This window comes from Pseudomonas sp. ME-P-057 (assembly GCF_030208975.1).
In the GTDB taxonomy this organism is placed as follows: Bacteria; Pseudomonadota; Gammaproteobacteria; order Pseudomonadales; family Pseudomonadaceae; genus Aquipseudomonas; species Aquipseudomonas lutea.
In genome coordinates, this window is the sequence record NZ_JARVSX010000014.1 from 63,110 (window position 1) to 83,665 (window position 20,556).

General features: G+C 59.4%; 22 protein-coding genes. 6 read left to right on the forward strand and 16 right to left on the reverse strand.

Features of this window, described 5'->3' with window-relative positions:
- Positions 1–41 precede the first annotated feature (41 nt).
- Positions 42–815: an alpha/beta fold hydrolase gene (locus tag QRN48_RS07230; RefSeq protein WP_285349714.1), complete on the reverse strand. Its 774-nt coding sequence runs from the start codon at positions 813–815 to the stop codon at positions 42–44.
- A gap of 426 nt (positions 816–1,241) precedes the next feature.
- On the opposite strand from QRN48_RS07230, the gene QRN48_RS07235 reads away from it, so the two are divergent.
- The 4 genes from QRN48_RS07235 to QRN48_RS07250 all read left to right on the forward strand — a co-directional run bounded on the left by QRN48_RS07235 (position 1,242) and on the right by QRN48_RS07250 (position 3,585).
- Positions 1,242–1,469 (forward strand): DUF7661 family protein, encoded by a 228-nt coding sequence (locus QRN48_RS07235; protein ID WP_208855884.1) that lies wholly within the window; start codon positions 1,242–1,244, stop codon positions 1,467–1,469.
- Between the two features lie 191 nt (positions 1,470–1,660).
- Positions 1,661–2,071: a hypothetical protein gene (locus QRN48_RS07240; protein ID WP_285349716.1), complete on the forward strand. Its 411-nt coding sequence runs from the start codon at positions 1,661–1,663 to the stop codon at positions 2,069–2,071.
- A 780-nt stretch (positions 2,072–2,851) separates the two neighbouring features.
- Positions 2,852–3,160 carry a hypothetical protein gene (locus QRN48_RS07245; protein WP_285349718.1) on the forward strand — a complete coding sequence of 103 codons (309 nt, stop codon included), beginning with the start codon at positions 2,852–2,854 and terminating at the stop codon, positions 3,158–3,160.
- Positions 3,161–3,234: 74 nt separating this feature from the next.
- On the forward strand, positions 3,235–3,585 hold the full coding sequence (locus QRN48_RS07250; protein WP_285349720.1) for a hypothetical protein: 351 nt from the start codon (positions 3,235–3,237) through the stop codon (positions 3,583–3,585).
- Positions 3,586–3,631: 46 nt separating this feature from the next.
- Here the strand turns inward: QRN48_RS07250 and QRN48_RS07255 are convergent, their stop codons facing one another.
- From QRN48_RS07255 to QRN48_RS07265, 3 genes are all read right to left on the reverse strand, one after another.
- Positions 3,632–4,384, reverse strand: coding sequence for an IclR family transcriptional regulator (locus QRN48_RS07255; RefSeq protein WP_285349841.1), 753 nt, complete (start codon positions 4,382–4,384; stop codon positions 3,632–3,634).
- A gap of 197 nt (positions 4,385–4,581) precedes the next feature.
- On the reverse strand, positions 4,582–5,919 hold the full coding sequence (locus QRN48_RS07260; protein WP_285349721.1) for an MFS transporter: 1,338 nt from the start codon (positions 5,917–5,919) through the stop codon (positions 4,582–4,584).
- 82 nt (positions 5,920–6,001) lie between these two features.
- Positions 6,002–6,979 (reverse strand): hydroxyacid dehydrogenase, encoded by a 978-nt coding sequence (locus QRN48_RS07265; protein ID WP_285349722.1) that lies wholly within the window; start codon positions 6,977–6,979, stop codon positions 6,002–6,004.
- Positions 6,980–7,316: 337 nt separating this feature from the next.
- On the opposite strand from QRN48_RS07265, the gene QRN48_RS07270 reads away from it, so the two are divergent.
- Both QRN48_RS07270 and QRN48_RS07275 read left to right on the forward strand, forming a co-directional pair.
- Positions 7,317–7,994, forward strand: a complete 678-nt coding sequence (locus tag QRN48_RS07270) for an RraA family protein (protein WP_285349724.1) — start codon at positions 7,317–7,319, stop codon at positions 7,992–7,994.
- 96 nt (positions 7,995–8,090) lie between these two features.
- The gene (locus QRN48_RS07275; protein WP_285349726.1) at positions 8,091–9,326 is read left to right on the forward strand and encodes an MFS transporter; all 1,236 of its coding nucleotides are present in this window, start codon (positions 8,091–8,093) and stop codon (positions 9,324–9,326) included.
- Positions 9,327–9,403: 77 nt separating this feature from the next.
- On the opposite strand, the gene argE is transcribed toward QRN48_RS07275, so the two are convergent.
- The 12 genes from argE to QRN48_RS07335 form a co-directional block, all read right to left on the reverse strand.
- Complete coding sequence (gene argE / locus QRN48_RS07280) at positions 9,404–10,567, reverse strand: acetylornithine deacetylase (protein ID WP_285349727.1); 1,164 nt, start codon at positions 10,565–10,567, stop codon at positions 9,404–9,406.
- Positions 10,568–11,242 carry a DUF1028 domain-containing protein gene (locus QRN48_RS07285; protein WP_285349728.1) on the reverse strand — a complete coding sequence of 225 codons (675 nt, stop codon included), beginning with the start codon at positions 11,240–11,242 and terminating at the stop codon, positions 10,568–10,570.
- 70 nt (positions 11,243–11,312) lie between these two features.
- Positions 11,313–12,131 carry an ABC transporter permease gene (locus QRN48_RS07290; RefSeq protein WP_285349730.1) on the reverse strand — a complete coding sequence of 273 codons (819 nt, stop codon included), beginning with the start codon at positions 12,129–12,131 and terminating at the stop codon, positions 11,313–11,315.
- A gap of 1 nt (position 12,132) precedes the next feature.
- Positions 12,133–12,987, reverse strand: a complete 855-nt coding sequence (locus tag QRN48_RS07295) for an ABC transporter permease (RefSeq protein ID WP_285349732.1) — start codon at positions 12,985–12,987, stop codon at positions 12,133–12,135.
- A gap of 113 nt (positions 12,988–13,100) precedes the next feature.
- Positions 13,101–14,129, reverse strand: coding sequence for a polyamine ABC transporter substrate-binding protein (locus QRN48_RS07300; RefSeq protein WP_285349734.1), 1,029 nt, complete (start codon positions 14,127–14,129; stop codon positions 13,101–13,103).
- A gap of 180 nt (positions 14,130–14,309) precedes the next feature.
- On the reverse strand, positions 14,310–15,242 hold the full coding sequence (locus QRN48_RS07305; protein WP_285349736.1) for a 2-hydroxyacid dehydrogenase: 933 nt from the start codon (positions 15,240–15,242) through the stop codon (positions 14,310–14,312).
- Positions 15,239–15,715 carry a type II 3-dehydroquinate dehydratase gene (locus QRN48_RS07310; RefSeq protein WP_285349738.1) on the reverse strand — a complete coding sequence of 159 codons (477 nt, stop codon included), beginning with the start codon at positions 15,713–15,715 and terminating at the stop codon, positions 15,239–15,241. The genes QRN48_RS07305 and QRN48_RS07310 overlap by 4 nt, the downstream gene beginning before the upstream one ends.
- Positions 15,716–15,731: 16 nt before the next feature.
- Complete coding sequence (locus QRN48_RS07315; protein ID WP_285349739.1) at positions 15,732–16,346, reverse strand: glutathione S-transferase; 615 nt, start codon at positions 16,344–16,346, stop codon at positions 15,732–15,734.
- 59 nt (positions 16,347–16,405) lie between these two features.
- Positions 16,406–17,410: an NAD(P)H-quinone oxidoreductase gene (locus QRN48_RS07320; protein WP_285349740.1), complete on the reverse strand. Its 1,005-nt coding sequence runs from the start codon at positions 17,408–17,410 to the stop codon at positions 16,406–16,408.
- A 78-nt stretch (positions 17,411–17,488) separates the two neighbouring features.
- A complete protein-coding gene (locus QRN48_RS07325; protein ID WP_285349742.1) occupies positions 17,489–18,649 on the reverse strand; it encodes an ABC transporter ATP-binding protein in 1,161 nt (386 codons plus the stop codon).
- A 28-nt stretch (positions 18,650–18,677) separates the two neighbouring features.
- Positions 18,678–19,103, reverse strand: a complete 426-nt coding sequence (locus QRN48_RS07330) for a RidA family protein (RefSeq protein ID WP_285349743.1) — start codon at positions 19,101–19,103, stop codon at positions 18,678–18,680.
- 102 nt (positions 19,104–19,205) lie between these two features.
- Entirely contained in the window at positions 19,206–20,456 is a 1,251-nt protein-coding gene (locus tag QRN48_RS07335) for a flavin-containing monooxygenase (protein ID WP_285349744.1), read from the reverse strand.
- Positions 20,457–20,556: the final 100 nt, after the last annotated feature.

Consider the following 20,556-nt stretch of genomic DNA (forward strand, 5'->3'; position numbering starts at 1 on the left):
AGTTGATAGAGAAAGGCGAATTATTGGAATGGTTCACCGAATCATTTGGCCGCTTTGATAATCAGATCCGCGACTGTTTTCGGATAAGCAAGCATTGCAACGTGGCTTGAAGGCACTTCGACAGAAGTGGCGTGCATGCGCTTGGCCTGATCGCGTTGCTGCTGCGGCGAGATGATTAAGTCATTAGCGGCTACCACTGCAAATGAAGGCACCTTGTGCCAGGCGGCATGGGGCACTGGCTGGCTCAGTGCTTTGCTGTTCAAGGCGCCTTGAGTGGCGGCAATCAGTTTCTGTTCGGAAGGGGAAAGGTCAGGTGCGAAAAACCTGGCGACGCCTGCGTCGCTGACCTTCAGGTAGCCATCGGCATCTTTCACGAAAGACGCCAACCCTGGCATCTGCGGATAGGGTTTAGCTGAGTCGTGCACAGATTGGCCATCATCAGGTGCGTAAGCCGCGACATACACCAAGGATTTGACCTTGTCGTTGACGCCGGCGTCGCTGATGACAGCGCCTGCCCATGAGTGTCCTACAAGAACCACAGGCCCTTGCGCATCGTTGATCGCGCGGTTGGCAGCTAAGACGTCGCCGTCCAATGAGTCCAGAGAATTCTGCACCGCGACCACCTTCAGTCCAGCTTTCTCAAGTAACGGAATCACTTTGCTCCACGATGAACCGTCAGCGAACGCGCCGTGTACGAGTACGACCGTTTTGGCGGGCTCTACAGCGGCGGGTTTTTCCTGTGCAGCAACTGCAGTTGTAAGCGCTGCCAGCGTGAGAGATGAGATGAGAGCGGCAATTGTGGTTTTGGATTTCATCTTTATATTCCTTATGGCAAGTTTGATTGGGGTCAGCATTGAGTCGGCAAACTAAACGTCGTCAGTTTCTTGAGCACTGTCGCCAGCGCCAGAGGCGCCGGGAGCGAGTGTGAAGTCGATAACCAGACCGCGTTCGATGCTCGTGGGTCGATCATCAAGCGCTTGGTGCGCTGCGATGGATGCCACTCTAGGCAGGCCCCAATATCCCAACAAGGAGTGTTGTTATCCTATGAGTAGGGGTCATAGGCTCGACGGAAGCCAAGCTCATCCTGGGAGGTTCCAGAGTCACATTTCGTCGCGGTTCTACCACAAGCAATCGGGCAATGGTCATGGCACCAGCGTTATGACTGCATCAAAAGCGAGATCACTGGCCAAGCTGTTGCGCTTTTAGCTACGCCAGAGCGAGTCAGCCAGGAGATTGATTTGATGATGGGAATGATGGTCTTTCAGGTTTTCGGACGAATGATGGGTGTCAAGAAGATCGATGGAGATTGGCAGGTCTTTCGATTGGACGAAAGCCAAGGCAAGCACTCGCGGCTTTGGGAGATAGTGATTCCTGATTTTGTAGACGAGCAAGGGATCGCCACCTGGCTTGATGACATGTATCACGAATCGGCGACCGCTGAGTATCCGACCGTCGTTCGAATCAAGTGAGCACGACTTGCACTAACAACCCAGCCACGAATCGGCCTTTGTTAAGATCAAAGAAAACGACCACTGAGGATTTGTTGATTTTGGGTGAAGATCGAATCCGAGATGGCAAAAGATTTCTACCCAACGGTCGATATCTATTTGGTGTGCATATTAGCGCCGCGTATTCGATTATTTTGCAGAAGGAAGTTTAGGTGAAACGGAGTCTCTCATTCGGCATCGTCGCCCTCACAGCAGTGCTTGGCGGCTGCGCAGCTAACAAACCTGTGAACGATCCAGCCTTGGTGGGCTCGTGGAAGGGTTTGCGAGAAGCAAACGGTAAGTGTCAGTTCTTGTCGTGGAATACCAGCTTCCAGCAAGACGGGAAATTCACGGTCACATTCTACCGGGACGCTCAGCAGTCCCAGCGCATCCAAGTGGAGCACGGGACATGGACAGCAGCTAACGGGAAGAATGCGATGAAGACAGTTGGCGTGTCCTCGCCAGACGTCTACAGCTACAAGTTCCTCGATGCCGACACCGTCCATTACACCAGTGTCGAATCAGATCCTGCAGGGGACTGCCAAGAAGACTACTCCTTCACGGAACATCGGATTCGCGGCTAACAGTTGTCGTTCAGGGCCGTCGTAAGCTGAGCAGAGGCATCTCAGCTGCGCGTGAATCAGGTTTACTTGGTTTGCGCTCGACGAACCGCATGCAATCTGTAATCGATCATTTTGCCTGGTCGGTAAATCGTCGTCGAAACTCGCAGCGCCTGATAGCAATGATCCGTCTATTGGGCACTGCGAGGTGGCTGCTTCGCCCCAAAGTCAAAACCAGCGCGACGATAACGGACGTCGGACTGTAGCAATCCGCAAGCCGAGCGCGCATTAGCTACAAGGAGGAGGGGCCGCAGAGGAGGGCGGATCATACCGCAGCGCCAATCGACCGAACCTGTACCATCTTGCCAAAACTGCGATCGAAGCCATCTGCACAGCCGAACACACTCTCTTACGTCCAGCACATCGGACGTGATTTTAAGCACGTCTGTCATTTGGTTATTTCCCCAGCATCTGGAGAGCGCTCGGGCAGCGCTGCATTGCAGTGGTTTATGAGAATCTTGGTCCACTCCATCATCATGTAACCAGTGGCGCGAAAGTGGTCCGCCATGAAGACTTGGCGTTTTAAATACATCCCCCGTGAGAGCACAACCTGTCTGAAGGGTTGCCAAGGTGCATGGGTTTCACGCGTTGTCATGCCGGGAGCATGCCTGCCCGCAGGAACCATTAGAGAAAGCATTGCGCCTATCTATCGAACTCGACCGCGCGGCCTATTGTCTCTACGTCGACTAGCGACAACCTGCCTCATCCCATCCACACTTCATACACTCAATCCAGGAGGGAAAAATGTATCTAGTGGAAATTTTTCTTCCTCAGCGTGACAACGAAGGTAGGGAGTTTCGATCTGCACTATTTTCCCAGGTTCGCGAAGAGTTATTGGAACGCTTTGGCGGAATGACGGCATTCACGCGGGTGCCTGTCGAAGGGCTATGGAATACGCCACAGGCGGGCAGGAGTCACGACGCCATTATCATCTACGAAGTAATGGTGCAGCAGTTGGTTCGACCATGGTGGGAAAGTTATAAAGCCGAGCTTGAACGACGCTTTGCACAAGACGAAATGGTGATCAGGGTTTCCAGGATTGATGTGATCTAGTTGCGACCGTCGTCCCGCGCCAATGCACCATCATTTGATCGACAGGGAGACTTGGAATGGGCTGGAAGGGGACTGTGCGTAATTTGCATGCCCCAGCAAAGCGGGCAGAGCGCAATGCGCACCGCCGGCAGCGCGAGCTTGGAAGACAGCACAAAGAGTACGCCAAGATGGAGGCGTTGGAGCAGGCAGCATATGAAGTCGAGGTTTATGAAAATCACCTCGAAATCCTGATGACGATGCATAAAGAATGTGAGGAACCGGTGAACTGGAAGCGATTGCTTTCAAAACCCGAACCGATGCATCCGAAAAATACAGGGGCGCTTGAGCAGGCAGCAACTCGCGCATCGATTTCATATCGCCATGCGACAACCACCGCACCCGGCTCTCTGAAGGAAGCGCTTGCTCACTTAACGATGTTCTGCTGAGAAATTCACGTCGCTGTCCGGCCCCCGTCGGGCGGTGACATTTCGTTTAAGCCTTGGCTGCTTTCTTCTTGGCTGTGTTCTTCGGCGCAGGCTCATCCAGATCAATAGCCAACGCGTCGCCCCCCAGGCTGCGTGTCAGCTCAAGTGCGGCATTCTGGAAAAATGGATAAAAGGTCTGGGCCTGCTCAGCCGTCAATCGACTCGCCGGGCCGGACAGCACCAACGCTCCGATCAGGCTTTCACCTGCGCCGAAGATAGGCAACGCCATTGATGACGCGTGAGGATCCGTCGCACCTACCGAGTACATCGGTTTCATCATCTTCGCCGCCATCGCATAGGGTGTGCGCAAAGCCTCAGCGCCTGCTGCAGCGTCCATTGGGCGGGTGTCGCCTGGCTGCATGTGCAGTCGCAGGTGATGCGGTGAGTTGACCCGGTACAGACACATTCTGTAAGCGCCATGCCTCACGTAGAACGATGCGGTCTCTCCTGTCTCCTGCGTCAGCCTGTGCAGCAGCGGCGTGATATGCCGCTCCAGATCCAGTCCGTCTTGATAGACCGTGTTGAGCCTCATGATTTCGGTCGCCAGCTGGTAGCGACCATCGGCCATGCGTGTGATCAGTCCGTGATTTTCCAGCGAAACCATCAAGCGCATGATCGTGCTTTTGATCAATCCAGTACGCTCGGCGAGCTCGGCAAGCTCCACGGCGGTGTCTCCCGTCCTGAATGCCGTGAGCACAGTCAACACCCGATCAGCCGAGGCCACCCCAGTGACAGCAGGACGTGGGCGGATTTTGACCATTTCTTTCTCCTTGTAGTGGTGGGCATTGGAAGATGCATGACGCCCTGCAAAATACTGCCGTTGGCTGCATCCGGCAACTTTCAAGCGTTTGAGTATGAAGCAGTTTTACTGCGCTTAAGCTTTTATAAATACATTGATATCGGCAAAAAAAACCGTCGCGCGGCATGGGCCGGGCGACGGCAAAGATTCAGACTTGATCAGTGTGCGTTAGCACCCTGCTTAAGCTTTGAGTCCACGGTTACATCCCCAAGTTGCTTGCGACCCATGAGCAGCACCATCAACGCACCCGCTGCGCAGAGTGCGGCCAGTGGCAGGAGGGCGAGGGCGTAGCTACCGGTAGCGTCATGGATCATCCCGTAAACGTTCACCATCACGCCGCCGCCGATGAGGTTGGCCATGGCGCCAACCGCTGCCAGGCCCGCCGCTGCAGTGGATGAAGAGAGCCAGGTAGACACCAGCGCCCAGAACGGCCCTTTCATCGAGTAAGCGCCGATCAGTACCATCGAAAGCATAACTACGGTCGCGGTGAGAGAGGAGGTAACAAGCGCTAGCAAGAGCCCTGCAGCGATCAACAACAAGGTAGTCGCCGTGTGCCAGCGGCGTTCACCGGTTTTGTCAGAGCTGCGACCCCACAGAATCATCAACACGGAAGCAAGCCCGTAGGGAATGGCGTTGACCATACCGATTTCCAGATTGCTCAGACCGAAGGTCTTTAACAATTGGGGAGCCCATACGCTCATGGTGCTGCCAGCGGCGGAAGCCCCTGAGTAGATCAACGCCAACACCCAGATGTGTTTATGGCGTAACAGCTTCCACAGCGAAATGTGCCCGATGGCGGTCTTGCGGCTACGTTCCTCATCGAGCCGACTGGTGAGCCAAGTACGTTGCTCGGTGCTCAGCCAGTGCGCCTGCTCTGGACGATCGGTCAGAACAAACAGGCAGGCAATCCCAAGCAACACGGCAGGTATCCCTTCCAGAATGAACAGCCAGTGCCAGCCGCGCATCCCGAACCAACCGTCCATGCTGAGCAGAAGCCCTGATAATGGCGAACCTATGAAATTTGCGCCGGGTATCGCCACCATGAAAATTGCCACCATGCGACCGCGATAAGCGGCCGGCAGCCAGTAGGTTAGATAGAGCAACACACCAGGAAAAAACCCGGCTTCGGCTGCGCCCAGAAGAAACCGCATGACGTACAAAGAGTTCGCGCCTTGAACGAACGCTGTACCCGCCGAAATGAAACCCCAGGTAATCATGATCTTGGCAATCCAGATCCGCGCGCCGAAACGTTGCAAGGCCAGGTTGCTCGGCACTTCAACCAGAAAGTACGAGACAAAGAAAAGGCTGCTGGCGAGTCCGAAGATGGCGGGGGTCAAACCAAGGTCATGGTTCATCTGCAGTGACGCCATCCCGATGTTGCCGCGATCGATGATCGCCAGGAGGTAGCAGAGAATCAGGAAGGGTAATAAACGCCAAGCGACTTTTCGCATGGTCGAGCGCTCGATGGCGCTGATATCAGTGGAGCTGACAGACATGACTCTCTCCCGTTTTGTTCTTTTTGGAGAAGACTTTTTTGTATGCCCGAACCGGATTTTCAGGTTCGGGTAATTCGCTTGATCAGCTCTGAAAGAGGTGACGATTGACCACTGCGCGAGGGTCAGGCGCCGTGCCTTTCCAGTAATTAATAATTTGCTCGACGGCGAGCATGCCGACCCGGTCTCGCGCGTCAGAGGTATTGGCGCCTACGTGAGGCGTCGCAACGAGCGTTGGCAGACCCCAGAGCGGGGAGTCGGCCGGCGGTGGTTCGGGATTGAACGTGTCTAGGCCTGCGCCCGCAATCTGCCGGGTGCTGAGCGCATGAAACAGCGCGTCGGTGTCAACCAGTTCGCCCCGCGCGGTGTTGATCAGAATGCTGTTGGAACGCATGCGATCAAATTGGGCAGCCCCAAACAGGTTGCGGTTAGCTTCAGTCAGCGGGCAATGCAGGCTGATGATATCGCAGGCGTCCAGCAGCGCATCGAAGTCGCCGACCAGCTCGGCATTCGAAGCCGCAGGCAGCTCCTTTAAGTAAGGGTCGTAGACCTTCACCTGCATCTTCAGCGGAACGACCAATTCCATAAGGATCCGCCCGATCGAGCCCAATCCTACAAGGCCTAACGTCTTGCCGGACAGCTCCATACCGACAGAGGTGGCCTTGTCCCAATGCCCGTCGCGCATCCGCGCATCCAGCAGCGCGGTCTGACGCGCCACTGTGAACATCAAAGCGAACGCATGCTCCGCGACGGACTGAGCGTTCGCACCTAAAGCGATGGTCACCGGAATACCGCGTTCGCCTGCGGCCACGACATCAATGGTGTCGTAGCCGACACCATGCTTGGCGATGATTTTGAGCTTCATTGAAGCGTCGATCATTTCGCGCGTGAGCTTTCCCTGCCTCACGATGATCGCATCGGGCTGCTCAGCCGCAATGGTGGCGATGAGTTCCTCGGCGGGAGCATACGGAACGGTGGGAACGATGCGGACGCCGTGGGAGGCCGCATGGGCCATGGCTTCAGCGGTTAATTCAGGGCCAGTCAAAAGAATGGTTCGGGTCATGTGCACACCTTGGCTTTTTTATCTGAGTGCAGCTGCTGCGATCTGGCGCAGCGGCGTTGTCTAGAAAGTATCATAATGAAACGACGTTGCGATACGTAAGAGTATTATGATTTTGCCGAGGTGCTTTGTTCCGCATTTTCAAGTGGTCAATACACGCGAAAAATCAGCAGCTTGAGCACGAAAGCGCCGACTGTCGCCGCTTTTGGGTGCGCATTGAATGGCGGTTGGCTGAAAACGCCGTTGCGTACAAAAAAATCTGGTGATACTTTCGAAACGTCATTTCATTAATCGTGACGCCTCACGTTCTATACCCCTACAAATATAAGAGGAATACGAAATGTCGATTGGATTCAGAGTGCTGGCGCAAGAGCGCAAGGTGGATGCCGAGTGGGTTGAGCGATACCGCGCCGTTCCGGTGGCCAATATCAGCGATTCCATGAACCGCATGACGGCAGGTGGCGCGCAGCTGCGCGCAATGCACCGCTCCGGTGTCTTGGTCGGCCCGGCGATTACCGTCAAGGCCCGTCCTGGTGACAATTTGATGCTGCACTACGCGCTGGACATCGCCCAGCCTGGTGACGTTATCGTTGTCGACGCGGGCGGCGACCTGAGCAATGCTCTGATCGGCGAAATGATGGTGGCTTATGCAATCAAAAAAGGCGTCGCGGGCATCGTGATCAACGGCGCGATTCGTGATGCCGCCAGCATCGGTGCTGGGGATTTTCCACTGTTTGCCGCAGGCGTGACTCATCGCGGCCCTTATAAAGATGGCCCAGGCGAAATCAACGTACCCATTGCCATAGGCGGTATGGTCATTGAGCCGGGCGATCTGGTGATTGGCGATGACGATGGCTTGCTCTGCGTTCCCTTTGATCAGGTCGCCGAAGTCTATGACCGAGCGTACGCCAAACACGCAGCAGAACAGAAACAGCTCGAACAGATCGCTCAAGGCGAAAACGACAGAACCTGGGTTCTTAAATCCCTCACGCAAAAGGGCTGCGAATTTCCTTCCTGACTCCGCGCATACCCAGTACAGCATCTGAAGCCTTGGCCGACTGTGCTGGGCTTGCCGGGAGAAGGCGCAGGCGGGCCCGTTCAATAAAGGCTTCATGTGATTTCTTCTGCTAAGCGTCAATGGCCAGCACCGGTGCGCGCGTTAAGTCACCGCAACTTCCAGGTCTACTTTGTGGGACAGGGGCTCTCGACGTTAGGCAAATGGATCCAGCAGGTCGCTCTGTCCTGGCTGGCCTATCACCTGACCGGCTCTGCGGTGTTACTGGGCGCAATCGCATTTCTGACGCTGCTTCCTCAGCTGCTTATCGGCCCTCTGGCTGGGGCTTGGTCAGATAGGCATGACAAACGGCGGCTGTTGATAGGTGTACAGACTCTCCTTGCGCTGGAGTCCCTGGCGTTGGCTGTCCTTACCTGGCAGCACTGGATGGGGCAGGAGGTCATCATCGTGATGTCGCTCTTGCTAGGGTTGCTCAATGCCCTTGAAACGCCCTTGCGCCAGGCATTGATTGGCGGTTTCGTTGATGATCCCAAAGATTTGCCCAATGCCCTTGTCCTGAACGCGATGCTGATCAACGCTGCACGTTTTGTCGGGCCCCCTCTGGCGGGCTTTCTGATCAATTGGTGTGGTGAGGCAGGTTGTTTCCTTGCGACGTCGGTGGCGTTCGGGATGTTGCTGGTCGGTCTGATGAAGATTAAAAGCGCACCCCAGCCGAAAGCAAAAGGTTCTACCGGGCAAATCTTCCGTGAGGGCCTGCGCTATTTGTGGACGACGGTGCATGTGCGGCGACTGCTCATCAGCGTGATCATGGTTAACCTTCTGGCTTCCTGCTATTCAGTATTACTGCCCATACTCGCCAAGAATGTGTTCGCTGGCGACGCACAGACACTGGGCTGGTTGTGGGGAGCGGCAGGTGCGGGAGCCTTCGTCGCGACCCTTTACCTCGCCTTTGCCGGTAGCTCATCCAGCCTGCATCGCATCATTTTCTGGGGCACTGTCGTCTGCGCGCTTTCGCTGTGTGCGGTCGCTGCTAACCCGCCGCTGATTCTGACCCTGCTGGCGCTGTCCGGCCTCGGTTTTGGTATCACGATCAGTAATGTCAGCAGCAACATGACATTACAGAGCAACGCGCCGGAGGTTTTGCGGGGGAGGGTAATCGCTTTCTATATCGCAATGCGATTTGGCTTCGAAGCCGTGGGAGGTTTGTTGGCAGGGATGATCGCTGCAGCACTTGGCGTTCAAATGACGCTGCTGATCGCTGGATCCTTGCTGGCTGTGTATCTCCTCGTCAGTTGGCAATTTGCTCGCGGGTCTGTTCAGCACGAAGAGGCCTAGAGACGACGTTGCGTGATAGATCACTAGCTGCCAATTTGAGCGACGGACTGTTGGTTGATGTCGTAAGCAAGCCGGCGCTACGCCCGACGATGCAACAGCCGGAGCGTAAGTGTCAGCCGTTCGAGCATGCGGTCACAGGCTGCAAGCTGTTCGACGCTGACGAACTCGTCGGGTTTGTGGCCCTGGTCCATGCTGCCCGGTCCGCAGACCACCGTCGGAATACCGATGGCGTCGAACAGTCCGCCCTCGGTGCCGAACGCTACCGTGGTGAATTCGCTCGAACCGCAGCACTCGGCGATCAATTTCGCGGCGTCGCTGTGCTCGTCCGTGGCAAGGCCCGGATAAGACGACAAGGCTGAGAAACGAACGCCGCTGCGGGCGTTCACCGCTTGCATTTTTGGCACCACCTGTTCCTGCGCGTATTGCTGTAGCTGTTGCGCGATGCCTTGCGCATCCTGATCGGGCAGGGTGCGGATTTCGAAATCGAAACGACAATCGGCCGGCACGATGTTCAGAGCCTTGCCGCCACTGATCACGCCGGTCTGCACGGTCGAGAACGGCGGGTCAAAACGCGCGTCCTGCAGGTGCCCGGCACGCAGCCGCGTACCGATGCGCCCAAGTTCGCCGATCAGTTCAGCGGCGTATTCGATGGCGTTCACGCCTTGGGGCGCGTAGGCAGAGTGGCAGGCCGCGCCCTGCACGTCGCAGCGCATGGCGAGTTTGCCCTTGTGGCCCAGCACCGGTTTCAGCTCGGTGGGTTCGCCGATAATGCAAAGCGCCGGTTTATTCGCACGCCGTTCGAGTTCGGCCAGCAGGCTGCGCACGCCCAGGCAGCCCACTTCTTCGTCGTAGGACAAGGCAATGTGCACCGGCATGCGCAATGGCAGGGCCAGCAAACCCGGTACCGCCGCGAGCACACAGGCGATGTAGCCTTTCATGTCGGCGGTGCCACGGCCATAGAGCTTGCCGTCCTTTTCGGTCAATTCAAACGGCGGTACGGTCCACGGCTGACCATCGACCGGCACCACATCGGTATGGCCGGACAGCACCACACCCGGGCGATCATCGGTGCCGATGGTTGCGAAGAGGTTGGCCTTGCTGCGGTCGTCATTGAAGATAAGCTCGCAGGGCACTTGATGCTCGGCAAGGAAGTCGCGCACAAACTCGATCAGTTGCAGATTGGACTCGCGGCTGGTGGTGTCGAATCCGATCAGTGCCGCGAGAATCGCCTGGCTACTCATTCACTCGTCTCCCGGCACGCCATAGCTGGGTGCCTGGGTCGGGTCGAGGGCGCGCGTCAGGTAGTCCTGCATCTGCGGCCGATAGTCGGCCCACAACTGCGCGAGCGTATTGATCGGGTCCTCTTCGGCCCAGTCGACGCGCAGGTCCACGATTGGCCAGCTCACGTCGCCCACTACCTTAAGTACGGCTGAATGCACCGGGCCCGCTTCGCCACCTGCGGCCAGTGCTGCCTGCATGGCGACGATCAGGCGATCGGCCAACTGCCCGCTTGTGGTTTCGAAGGCCTCTACCAGCGCATCGATGACCCGAGTGTCGGCCAGCATGTTCCCGGCGCCTACGCATTGCTCACCGGCCAACGAGTGCACGCAGCCCAAGGTTTCGGTGCCATTGAAGATGGCGGTGTTGCCCAGGTGATCAATCACCGTGACTTGGCGAAAGCGGCTGAACGCGTCCTGCGTCGGCACCGTGGCAATCGCCTGTTCGGGTGACAGGCCAAGCGCCAGTTGATCGAGGACGTGGCTGCCCAGCGCCGGCAAGGTGATGTTCTGCGTCGAGACCGCGCCCACGCCTGGGCGCAACCAAGGGCAGCGCGCGCCGACGGCAATGCTCGATGAACTGATCGCAACGCCCAGTTGACCGGTTTCGGCGCAACGGCCAATGATTGAAAACGTCATGGTGTTCGATCCTTTCCGATTCGAATTAGGTGCCCGTCCAGCAGGCACAGTTGGGCCACAGGGGCAGCGCTCAGTGCGCCCCTTCGACATTCAGTACTCGACCCAGGCCCAGAAAACGGTTGGCCAGCGTCAACAATGTCGCGGTCACGACGATGTACATCACCGACAGCGCTGCCAAAGTCGGGTCGGCGAATTCACGCACGTAGTTGTACATGGCGACGGGCAAGGTCTGGGTCGCCTGGGTGGTGACGAACAGCGACGCAGTGAACTCGTTGAAGGACAGGATGGCCGCGAACAACCATCCGCCGAACAAGCCGGGAATCATCAGCGGCACCGTGATGGTCCACACCACCCGCAGCGGCGACGCCCCGAGACTGGCAGCGGCCAGTTCGATGCGCTGCTCCAGGTTGTGCAGCGACACATACAGGCTGCGCAGCACGAACGGCAGCACCAGTACGATGTGGCAGAAAATCACCAGCGCATAGCCGCGGGCCAGATTGAGCTGAGCGACCAGCATCAACAGCCCCAACCCGATGGTGAAATGCGGGATGAACAGCGGCGACAGCAGCACGCCTTCCAGCAGGCGCTTGAAGCGGAAGTCGTAACGGTGGATGGCGATGGCCAGGGTCGTGCCGATCACCACGGCGAGGCTCGAGGCCCAGGCCGTGACGATCAGCCCGGCGTAGAAACCCTTGCGAAAGTCGTCGTAGGCGAGGGCCCGTTCGAACCAGCGCAACGACCAGCCCTTGGGCGGAAAGAACAACACTGACGTGCTGCTGAACGATGAAATGATCACCACGATGGTGGGCAGAAGCACGAACAGCAGAATCAGTCCCACCAGTAGGCGACCGGCATGGCCGAGCCATTTGTCGCGGCTGGAACGCGTCATCTCAATGACCTCCGACGATTTGCAGGGAGCGCGTCATGCGCTTGAGTGTCGCCAACAGAAGGATTGTCAGTATCAGGCCAGCGACGCTGAGCGCCGCAGCGAAGGGGAAGTTGAGCGACGAAAAGCCCAGTTGATAGACCAGCGTGGCGATGGTGCTGACCTTGCCTCCGCCGATCAGCTGCGGCGTGGCGAATGCGCTGAAGGTCCAGGCAAACGCCGTGGTCAGGCTGGCGACGATTCCTGGCAAGGACAACGGCAAGGTGACGGTGAGAAAGGCGCGAATCGGTCCGGCACCCAGGCTGGTCGCGGCTTTTTCGTAGGCCGGATCGATGTGCGACAGCCCGGTGGCGAGCATCAGCACCATGATCGGCATCGTGACGTGAACCAGCGCCAACACCACGCCGGTCTGGGTGAACATCAATTGCAGCGGTTTATCGATCACGCCCGAGGCCAGCAGCAGGCTGTTGAGAAAGCCGCTGCTGCCCAGCACGATGATCCAGGAATAGGTGCGCACCACTTCGCCGAGGAACAGCGGGGTGATGGCAATGATCAGGATGCTCGACTTGAGCCAGCCAGTGCGCGTGCGAACCAGCGCATAGGCCAGCGGGTAGCTGAGCAGCAGACCGAACAGGGCGGTCTTGAAACTCAGGGATACAGTATTGAAGAACGCCTGGGCGTACAGACTCTTGAACAGGTCCTGAAAGTTATCGAGGGTAAAACCGCCCACGTCCAGCGAGCCGGGAATGTAGGCACGCACGCTGTATTGCAGCACCGTCAGCATCGCGATGGTCAGACCGATGGCGGTCAACGCCGCCGGCAGCACGAACCAGAGGACAAACGCAGGTCTACGAGTCATAGGTGATTTCCGAGCGAGCGGCCCTGAAGGCGGGCCGCCGGATAAATTCGAATCCTGTAGGGAGAGGCGCGCCTGCAATGGCGGTGCAACGTCAGACCGCAGCGCTTGAGGACTCAGTGCGCCATGATGTTTTCAGAGAACCACTTGCGCCATTGCGCTGATTTATCGGCGCGCAGCTCAGGGTCGATGTTCAGGGTGGCGTCCCACTGGGCGGGCGTGGTCAACATGCCAGGCAGTTTGGCGATTTCCGGGTCGACATGGGCATTGGTCACCACCGGGCTGCCGCGATTGATCTTCGCTATCTTCGCTTGCACCTGCGGGGACAGCGCAATGTTCATGAATGTGTACGCCAGGTCCGCATGTTTGCTGCCGGTGTTGATGCCCATCGCATCGACGCCCAGTACCGCGCCCTCTCTGGGGATGGCGAGCTTGATGTTCACGCCTTCTTCCATCATGTGATAGGCGTTCATGGACAGCATGACCTGTACCGGCGTCTCGCCTGTGGCAATCAGCTGCTGGCTGTTGGCATCGTTGGTGTAGAACGACTTGATGTTTGGGACCAGCGCCTTGAGTTTGTCCTGGCCGTTTTCCCAGTGCTCGGCGTCACTCCCGGAGAGCTTGGCCGATACTTCAATGATATGGCTCGGGTCCCAGTCGGGCAGGGCCAGCGTGCCTTTGAGCTCGGGTTTCCAGAGGTCTTCCCAACTGTCGAAAGTCACGCCTTTGGGCACCAGATCCGGACGGTAGCCAATGGTGTAGACGTAGCCCCATACCCCGATGTGCGACGGGCTGAGTCTGGCCTGATGGACAAGGTTGGCGGCGTTGGGAATCTTGCTCATGTCCAGGGTTTCGAACAGCTTGTCGTGGGCGTACAGCCAGCCGACGTGAGAAGTCGTGAAGGTCAGGTCGGATTCGGCGGTGCCGGCGAGCTTGGCCTTGTTCAGGCGGTCGATGGTGCCGCCGGTGATGTATTCGACCTCGACGCCGGTCTCCCTGGTGAACTGCTTGCCGATGGCTTCGTCGATGAGGTCCTTGAAACTGCCGCCCCAGGTGCTGACCACCAGCTTGTCGGCGGCGTTGGCATTTGCGGCGGCGAGCAGGCTCACACTCAACAGGGTCAAGGCGATGACGTTACGCGGCATGATCTGTTCCTTCTGGCTATACGGAAAGGAGGACCTCTGGCCAACGCTGGGTGCCTGTCATGGGCGGACACGCGGGTTGGATGCGGCCATCATGGAATGACACTTCCGAATCGGTAAAACAGGCTTTGCTGCACTTGTGCATCGGAATTTGCGATGCAGTCACCGGCGCGTCCTCCGGTTTCAGTATCCGCGCGACGGATCGACCTGATTGAGCACCGGCTCGCCCCTTGCCAGGCGCTGGATATTGTCCGCGACCTGCTTCGCCGCCGTGGCCGGGATTGCCACGGAGGCCAGGTGCGGCGTGATCAGCACGTTGTCCATCGTCCAGAGCGGATCCTGCGGCGGCAGTGGTTCGCGGTCGAACACGTCCAGCGTCGCTTCAGCGATATGCCGTCTGGCCAGCGCGGCGGTCAGCGCTTGCTGATCGACCACAGCCCCCCGGGACACGTTGATGAAGCAACTGCCCCTGGGCAGCAGTGCCAGCCGTTCGGCATTCAGCAGTCCGTGGGTCTGTGGGGTCAGTGGCAGCATCACCACAAGGATGTCGCTGCTGGCGAGGAAACCGTCCAGGCTGTCCATTCCGCTCACGCACGCGACGTTGTCCAGTCGCTTCTCCGAGCGGGACCAGCCGCGCACATCGAACCCCTGACGCGCCAGTTCCAGCGCCGCATAAGCCCCCAGCTCACCCAGCCCCAGCACACCGACGCGCACGCTGGACGGCAAGCGCGGGTGCAGATAGTGCCAGCGCCGTTCGCGCTGGGCGCGCTCGAAGGCCGGTATGTCCCGGGCGTAGCGCAGCACGGCGAACAACACGTAGCTGGCCATCATGCGGCCCATGTCCGGGTCGGAAATACGCGTGATCGGCACCGCTGGCAGATCGTCACGGCCGACCAGCGAATCAACGCCGGCGCCCAGATTCACCAGCAATTTGAGCTGACGATAAGGGGCGAAAAATCCCCGCGGCGGTTTCCACCCCAGCACCACGTGCACGCTGTCCGGGTCGTCGACATCCTGCGCCCGGCAGATGCGCACGCCTGGCAGCAGCGGTGTGAGCAAGGCGCTCCATTCTTCGAAACTGTCGTGCTCGCTATAAAACACCAGGGTCGATGTCATGGCTTGGCCTCCGGTGACAGTGCTTGCTCCATCTGTATGTCCAGCAGTTCAGCGACTGCCGTCAGCGCCAGTCGATAGCCGAGCGCGCCGAGGCCGGCAATGACCCCGGTGGCGGCTCTGGACACGTAGGAGTGGTGACGAAAGCTCTCGCGTTTCCAGATGTTGCTCATGTGCGCTTCGATGATCGGGCCGTCGAAAGCGAGCAGCGCATCGAGGATCGGCACCGAGCTGTAGGTCAGGCCGGCCGCGTTGATGATCACGGCGTCGGCGTGCAGGCGCGCTTCCTGAATCCAGTCCACCAGAACCCCTTCGTGGTTGCTCTGGCGGAACGTCAGTTGCAGCCCCAGCTCGGCCGCGTGGCGCTGACAGCGGGCCTCGATGCTGGCGAAGCTTTCGCTGCCGTATGTGCCCTTGGTGTCCAGCCCGTACAGGTTGGCGTTGGGGCCGTTAAGAAAAAACACGGTACGAGACATGATTTACTCCAGGGCGTTATTCAAAGGGGCGCGTGGCGACCATGGCGGGGTGCTGGTCGAACGCGGCAAACCAGCCGGTGGTGGCGGGGTGGTCGGCGCGCCAGTCGAGGCTGGCGAAACGGAAATCCAGGTAACCCAGGCCGCACGCGATAGCGATCAGGCCGATGTCATCGGGCACCTCGCTGAACTGCGCCGACTGCTCTTCGATGTGCGCGAGCACGGCGCGGATCTTCGTCAGTTGCCCGTCGAGCCAGCCCTCGCACTGCTTGTCGGCGGGCCGGGCGACGGTTTCGTAACGGGCGAGCAGCGCGGCGTCCAGAAGACCGTCGCCCAACGCCTGCCGCGCCAGGCTGACCCAGCGTTGCCGGCCTTCCCGAGGGAACAGCGAGCCGCCCGCATGGCTGTCGAGGTATTCGCAGATCACCCGGCTGTCATACAGCGCCAGGCCGTCGGCGGTCAGCATCGCGGGCACCTTGGCCAGCGGATTGAACGCGGCGATACGCTCGTCACGCTGGACCGGGTGGGCGGCAGATTCGAGTTTCTCGATCTGCCCGGACAATCCCAGACAGTGGGCGGTGATCATCACTTTGCGCACGTAGGGCGAGGTCGAGGCGTAATACAGTTTGAACATCGGCGCTCCGGGAGCGTTGTCGGATCGATCGGTCGGCACGGCGTGAAGCGGGCCTGGCATCAGGGCGCGTTGGCGATCAGCAGCACCTTGCCGAGATTGGCATTGCTCTCCAGCAGACGGTGCGCTTCGGCGGCGTGATCGAGGGGCAGGCGAGCGTGGATCAGCGGCCTGACCTGGCCAGAGGCGATCCAGGGCATCATCTGCTCGCGGATGCATTTCGCCAGCCGCGCCTTCTCCTCAACGCTTTTTGGCCGCAGCGTGGACGAGGTCAGACTCAGGCCCTTGCGCATCAGCATTTGCAGGTCCAGCTCGATCTTCGCCCCCTGCAGAAATGACAGACTGACGTGGCGTCCGCCGCCGGCCATTGCCTCTAGATTGCGTGCCACGTAGGGGCCGCCGACGTTGTCGAGGACGACATCGACGCCGCGCCCTTCGGTGCATTCGTCGATCACTGCGACGAAGTCTTCGCGATGGCGATCGACCGCACGCCAGACACCCAGTGCTTGCAGCATCATCACCTTCTCGGGGCCGCCCGCCGTGGCGATCACCCGCGCACCCGCCGCATGGGCGCATTGCACGGCGAAGCTGCCGACGCCGCTGGCGGCGCCATGAATCAGCACCGTGTCGCCTGCGCTCAGGCGCCCCAGCTCGAACAGGTTGTGCCACACGGTGAACGCCGCTTCCGGCACGCCCGCGGCATCTTCAAGCGACAGTTCGACCGGTACCGGCAGGCAATGAGCGGCCAGCGCGACGCAATACTGCGCGTAACCGCCGCCACCCAGCAGCGCCATGACGCGGTCGCCGGGTTTGAAAGCCTCGACGCCCCCACCTGCGGCCACTACCGTACCGGCCGCTTCCAGCCCTAGCACGTCAGGGGTGCCGGGCGGTGTCGGCATGCCGCTGCGCTGCATCAGGTCCGGGCGGTTGACACCTGCGGCCGCCACACGGATGAGCAGCTCACCGGCTTGCAGGCCTGGCAGCGGACGCTGGACGCTTTGCAGCACATCGGGGCCGCCCGGCTCGCGAGCGATGATGGCGCTGATGGTTTCAGGAAGCGCATTCATGCGTGTTGCCCTGGCGCTGGAGTGCACATGCTGAGAGGGCTGGTAATGCGATGGCGTGAGGTCATGGAATGCTCGAGGTCAGGAAAGGGACGGGGCGTCGGCGGCGAAGGCGCAAACGCCTTCTTCATGGAAGCTCAGGCCGGCCGCAGCGCCTACCGGCCAGCGGGCCAGGGCGTCGAGCCCGGACTGGCGAACGAACAGCCGGGTCTGGCCCAACGCAGGGACGTCAACATGGGTGTCCACGTGGTCGCCCTGAAAAACATGGGTGACCACGGTGGCGCTCAGCAACGTATCGGGGCCGAGGGCGCCAAGGCGAATGTTCTCCGGTCGCACATAAATGTCGACCCGCGCACCGACGTCGGCATGAACCCGCTCGGCCGGCAGGCGCAGCACGCTGTCGCCCATCGCAAGCGCCGCCAGTTCCTCACGATTGAGATAGCGGCCCGGAATGATGTTGACGTCGCCGACGAAGCTGGCCACGAACGGGTCTTGGGGATGGCGATAGATCGCATCCGGCGTGCCGATCTGGCGGACGTGACCGGCGGACATGACCACAACGCGGTCACTCATGCTCAGGGCTTCGCTCTGGTCATGAGTGACGAACACCGTAGTGACGCCGAGCTTGCGCTGGATGTCCTTGAGCTCGATCTGCATCGACAGGCGCAGGTTTTTGTCCAGCGCCGAGAACGGTTCGTCGAGCAGCAAGACTTTTGGCCGGATGACCAGTGCGCGCGCCAGTGCCACCCGCTGTTGTTGCCCACCTGACAACTCGCGGGGCTTGCGCTCGCCATAGCCCTGCAGCTTGACCAGTGCTAGGGCCTGCTCGACTCGCTCGGAGATCTCGGCCTTGGGCACGCCGCGCATTCGCAGGCCGTAGCCTATGTTTTTGGCCACGCTCATGTGCGGAAACAGGGCGTAGTTTTGGAAGACGATGCCGATCTCTCGCTGGTATGGCGGGGTCTCGGTCACCAGTTGGCCGTCGATGAATATCTCGCCATGGTCTGCTTCGGCAAACCCGGCCATCAGGTTGAGCAGCGTGGTCTTGCCGCAGCCTGAAGGGCCGAGGAGGGTGACGAACTCGCCCTCCCTGATTTTCAGCGAAACCTCGTGCAGCGCGATCGAGTCGCCAAAACGCTTGAGCACGTTATCCAGCTGCACCGCAACGTTGATCTTCGGTGCAGCCGCAAGGCTCGCGGCCGCTGTGGCGGGTTCAGGGGGCTTGCGCTGTGCAATGGCCATGGCGACTCCGTCAGTATGGGGCAGGGGTTCAGGCAGCAGTCCAGTCGTCCGGGATGACGGCGATGACGTCGATTTCCATCAGCCATTCAGGCTGGCCGAGCCCGGAAATCACCAGGCCGGTGGAGATCGGGAAGACACCCTTGAGCCATTTGCCGACTTCTTTGTAAACCGGCTCGCGATAGCGAGGGTCGATGATGTAGGTGGTGGTCTTGACGATATGGGAGAGGTCGGAGCCTGCTTCTTCCAGCAGTTGCTTGACGTTTTTCATGGCTTGTTCGGCTTGGGCCTGAGGGTTGCCAAGACCGATGAGGTTGCCTTCGAAATCGGTGCCTATCTGGCCCCGGACGTAAACTGTGTTGCCCGCGCGCACGGCTTGGCACAGGTCGTTGTCGAGCGACTGATTGGGGTAGGTTTCTTTGGTGTTGAACATGCGGATGCGGGTGTGGGTAGGCATGTTGGCATCTCTTGGGTGAGGATTGGGTGCGCTTCACATCGGGGTGATTTGATGAAACCGGCATTTACGGGGGCTCTGCGTGCGATCCGCACAACACCTCGATCAGGAGCGCTCGTACGCCATGTAGTCATTCTGCAAAACGATGTGGTCAGCGATGTACTTCGCGTCGTGCCAAACCCCGTAGATAAACGAGGAAGCACGGTTCACCAGGTTCGGCAGTCCGAGGAAATAGATCCCGCTCTCAGCGCAAATGCCGCGTTTGTGGAACGGGTCGCCTTTCTCGTCGAACGCATTGACTTGAAGCCAGTTGAAATCAAACTTGAAGCCGGTGGCCCACAGAATCGTCGTGATACCGGCTTCTTCCAGATCCAGGCTCAGCAACGGGTGGGTCAGGCAGTCCGGATCAGGCAGCAGCTCCCACGCTTCGGGCTCCAGCGGAAACGGCAGACCGTTCTGCTCGATATAGGCATCGGCGTCACGCAGGACATCGAAATACGCCCGATCACCCTCAGCCACGTTCACCGCAAGCCCCGGTTCGAATGTCATGACGCCGTTGTTGCAGGCCTTGGTCAGCCCGACGAGCGTGACGCCCTGATGCGCGAGGCGGCGGAAATCCACGGTCTTGCCGCCCTCATAGCCGCTGACTGCGAAGGCCACATGCTTCTTCTTCGGGGTGATGCGCACCTCGTCCCACAGACCCAGCGCACCGAGCCACCAGCAGTAGTCGCGGCCACGATACGAACGAGGAGGGCGGTAATGCTCACCCACCGAGAGGAAGACTTTCTTCCCGGCTTTTTGTAATTCTTCGGCAATTTGCGAACCCGACGCGCCAGCGCCGACGACCAGCACGGCACCTTCTGCCAGCTGCCCCGGGTTCTTGTAATCCGAAGAGTGCAGTTGCTGGACCTGGACCTGCCCGGACACGATGTTCGGGACCGCCGGACGCTGGAAGGGCCCTGTGGCCGCGACCACGTTGGAGGCTTCGATCACGCCCTGCGACGTGGTGACTTTGAATCCTGGTCGTCCCGTATGTCGCTCCACTTTCAGCACTTCGACGCCGGTGCGCACCGGGGCTTTCAACATGGCGACGTAGTCTTCGAAGTAGTCAGCCATGCGCTCTTTGGGCGGGAAGGCTTCCGGCGAGATGTTCTCGAATTTCATGCGAGGGAAACGGTCGTGCCAGGCCGGGCCGTTGGCGACCAGCGAATCCCAGCGTTCCGAACGCCAGCGCTCCGCGATGCGGCTGCGCTCCAGGACAAGGTGCTCTACGCCCATGAGTGCAAGATGCTCGCTCATCGCGACACCTGCCTGGCCGGCGCCCACCACCAAGGTGTTGATTTTTTCCACTGACATTTGAACTTCCTAAAGAGAGTCGACCTTGATCGGTTTCGCCGATGCCTGAGCAACGACAGCACGTCTGGAAGGCACAGCGGCCTTGCAGGGTTCGTCCAGC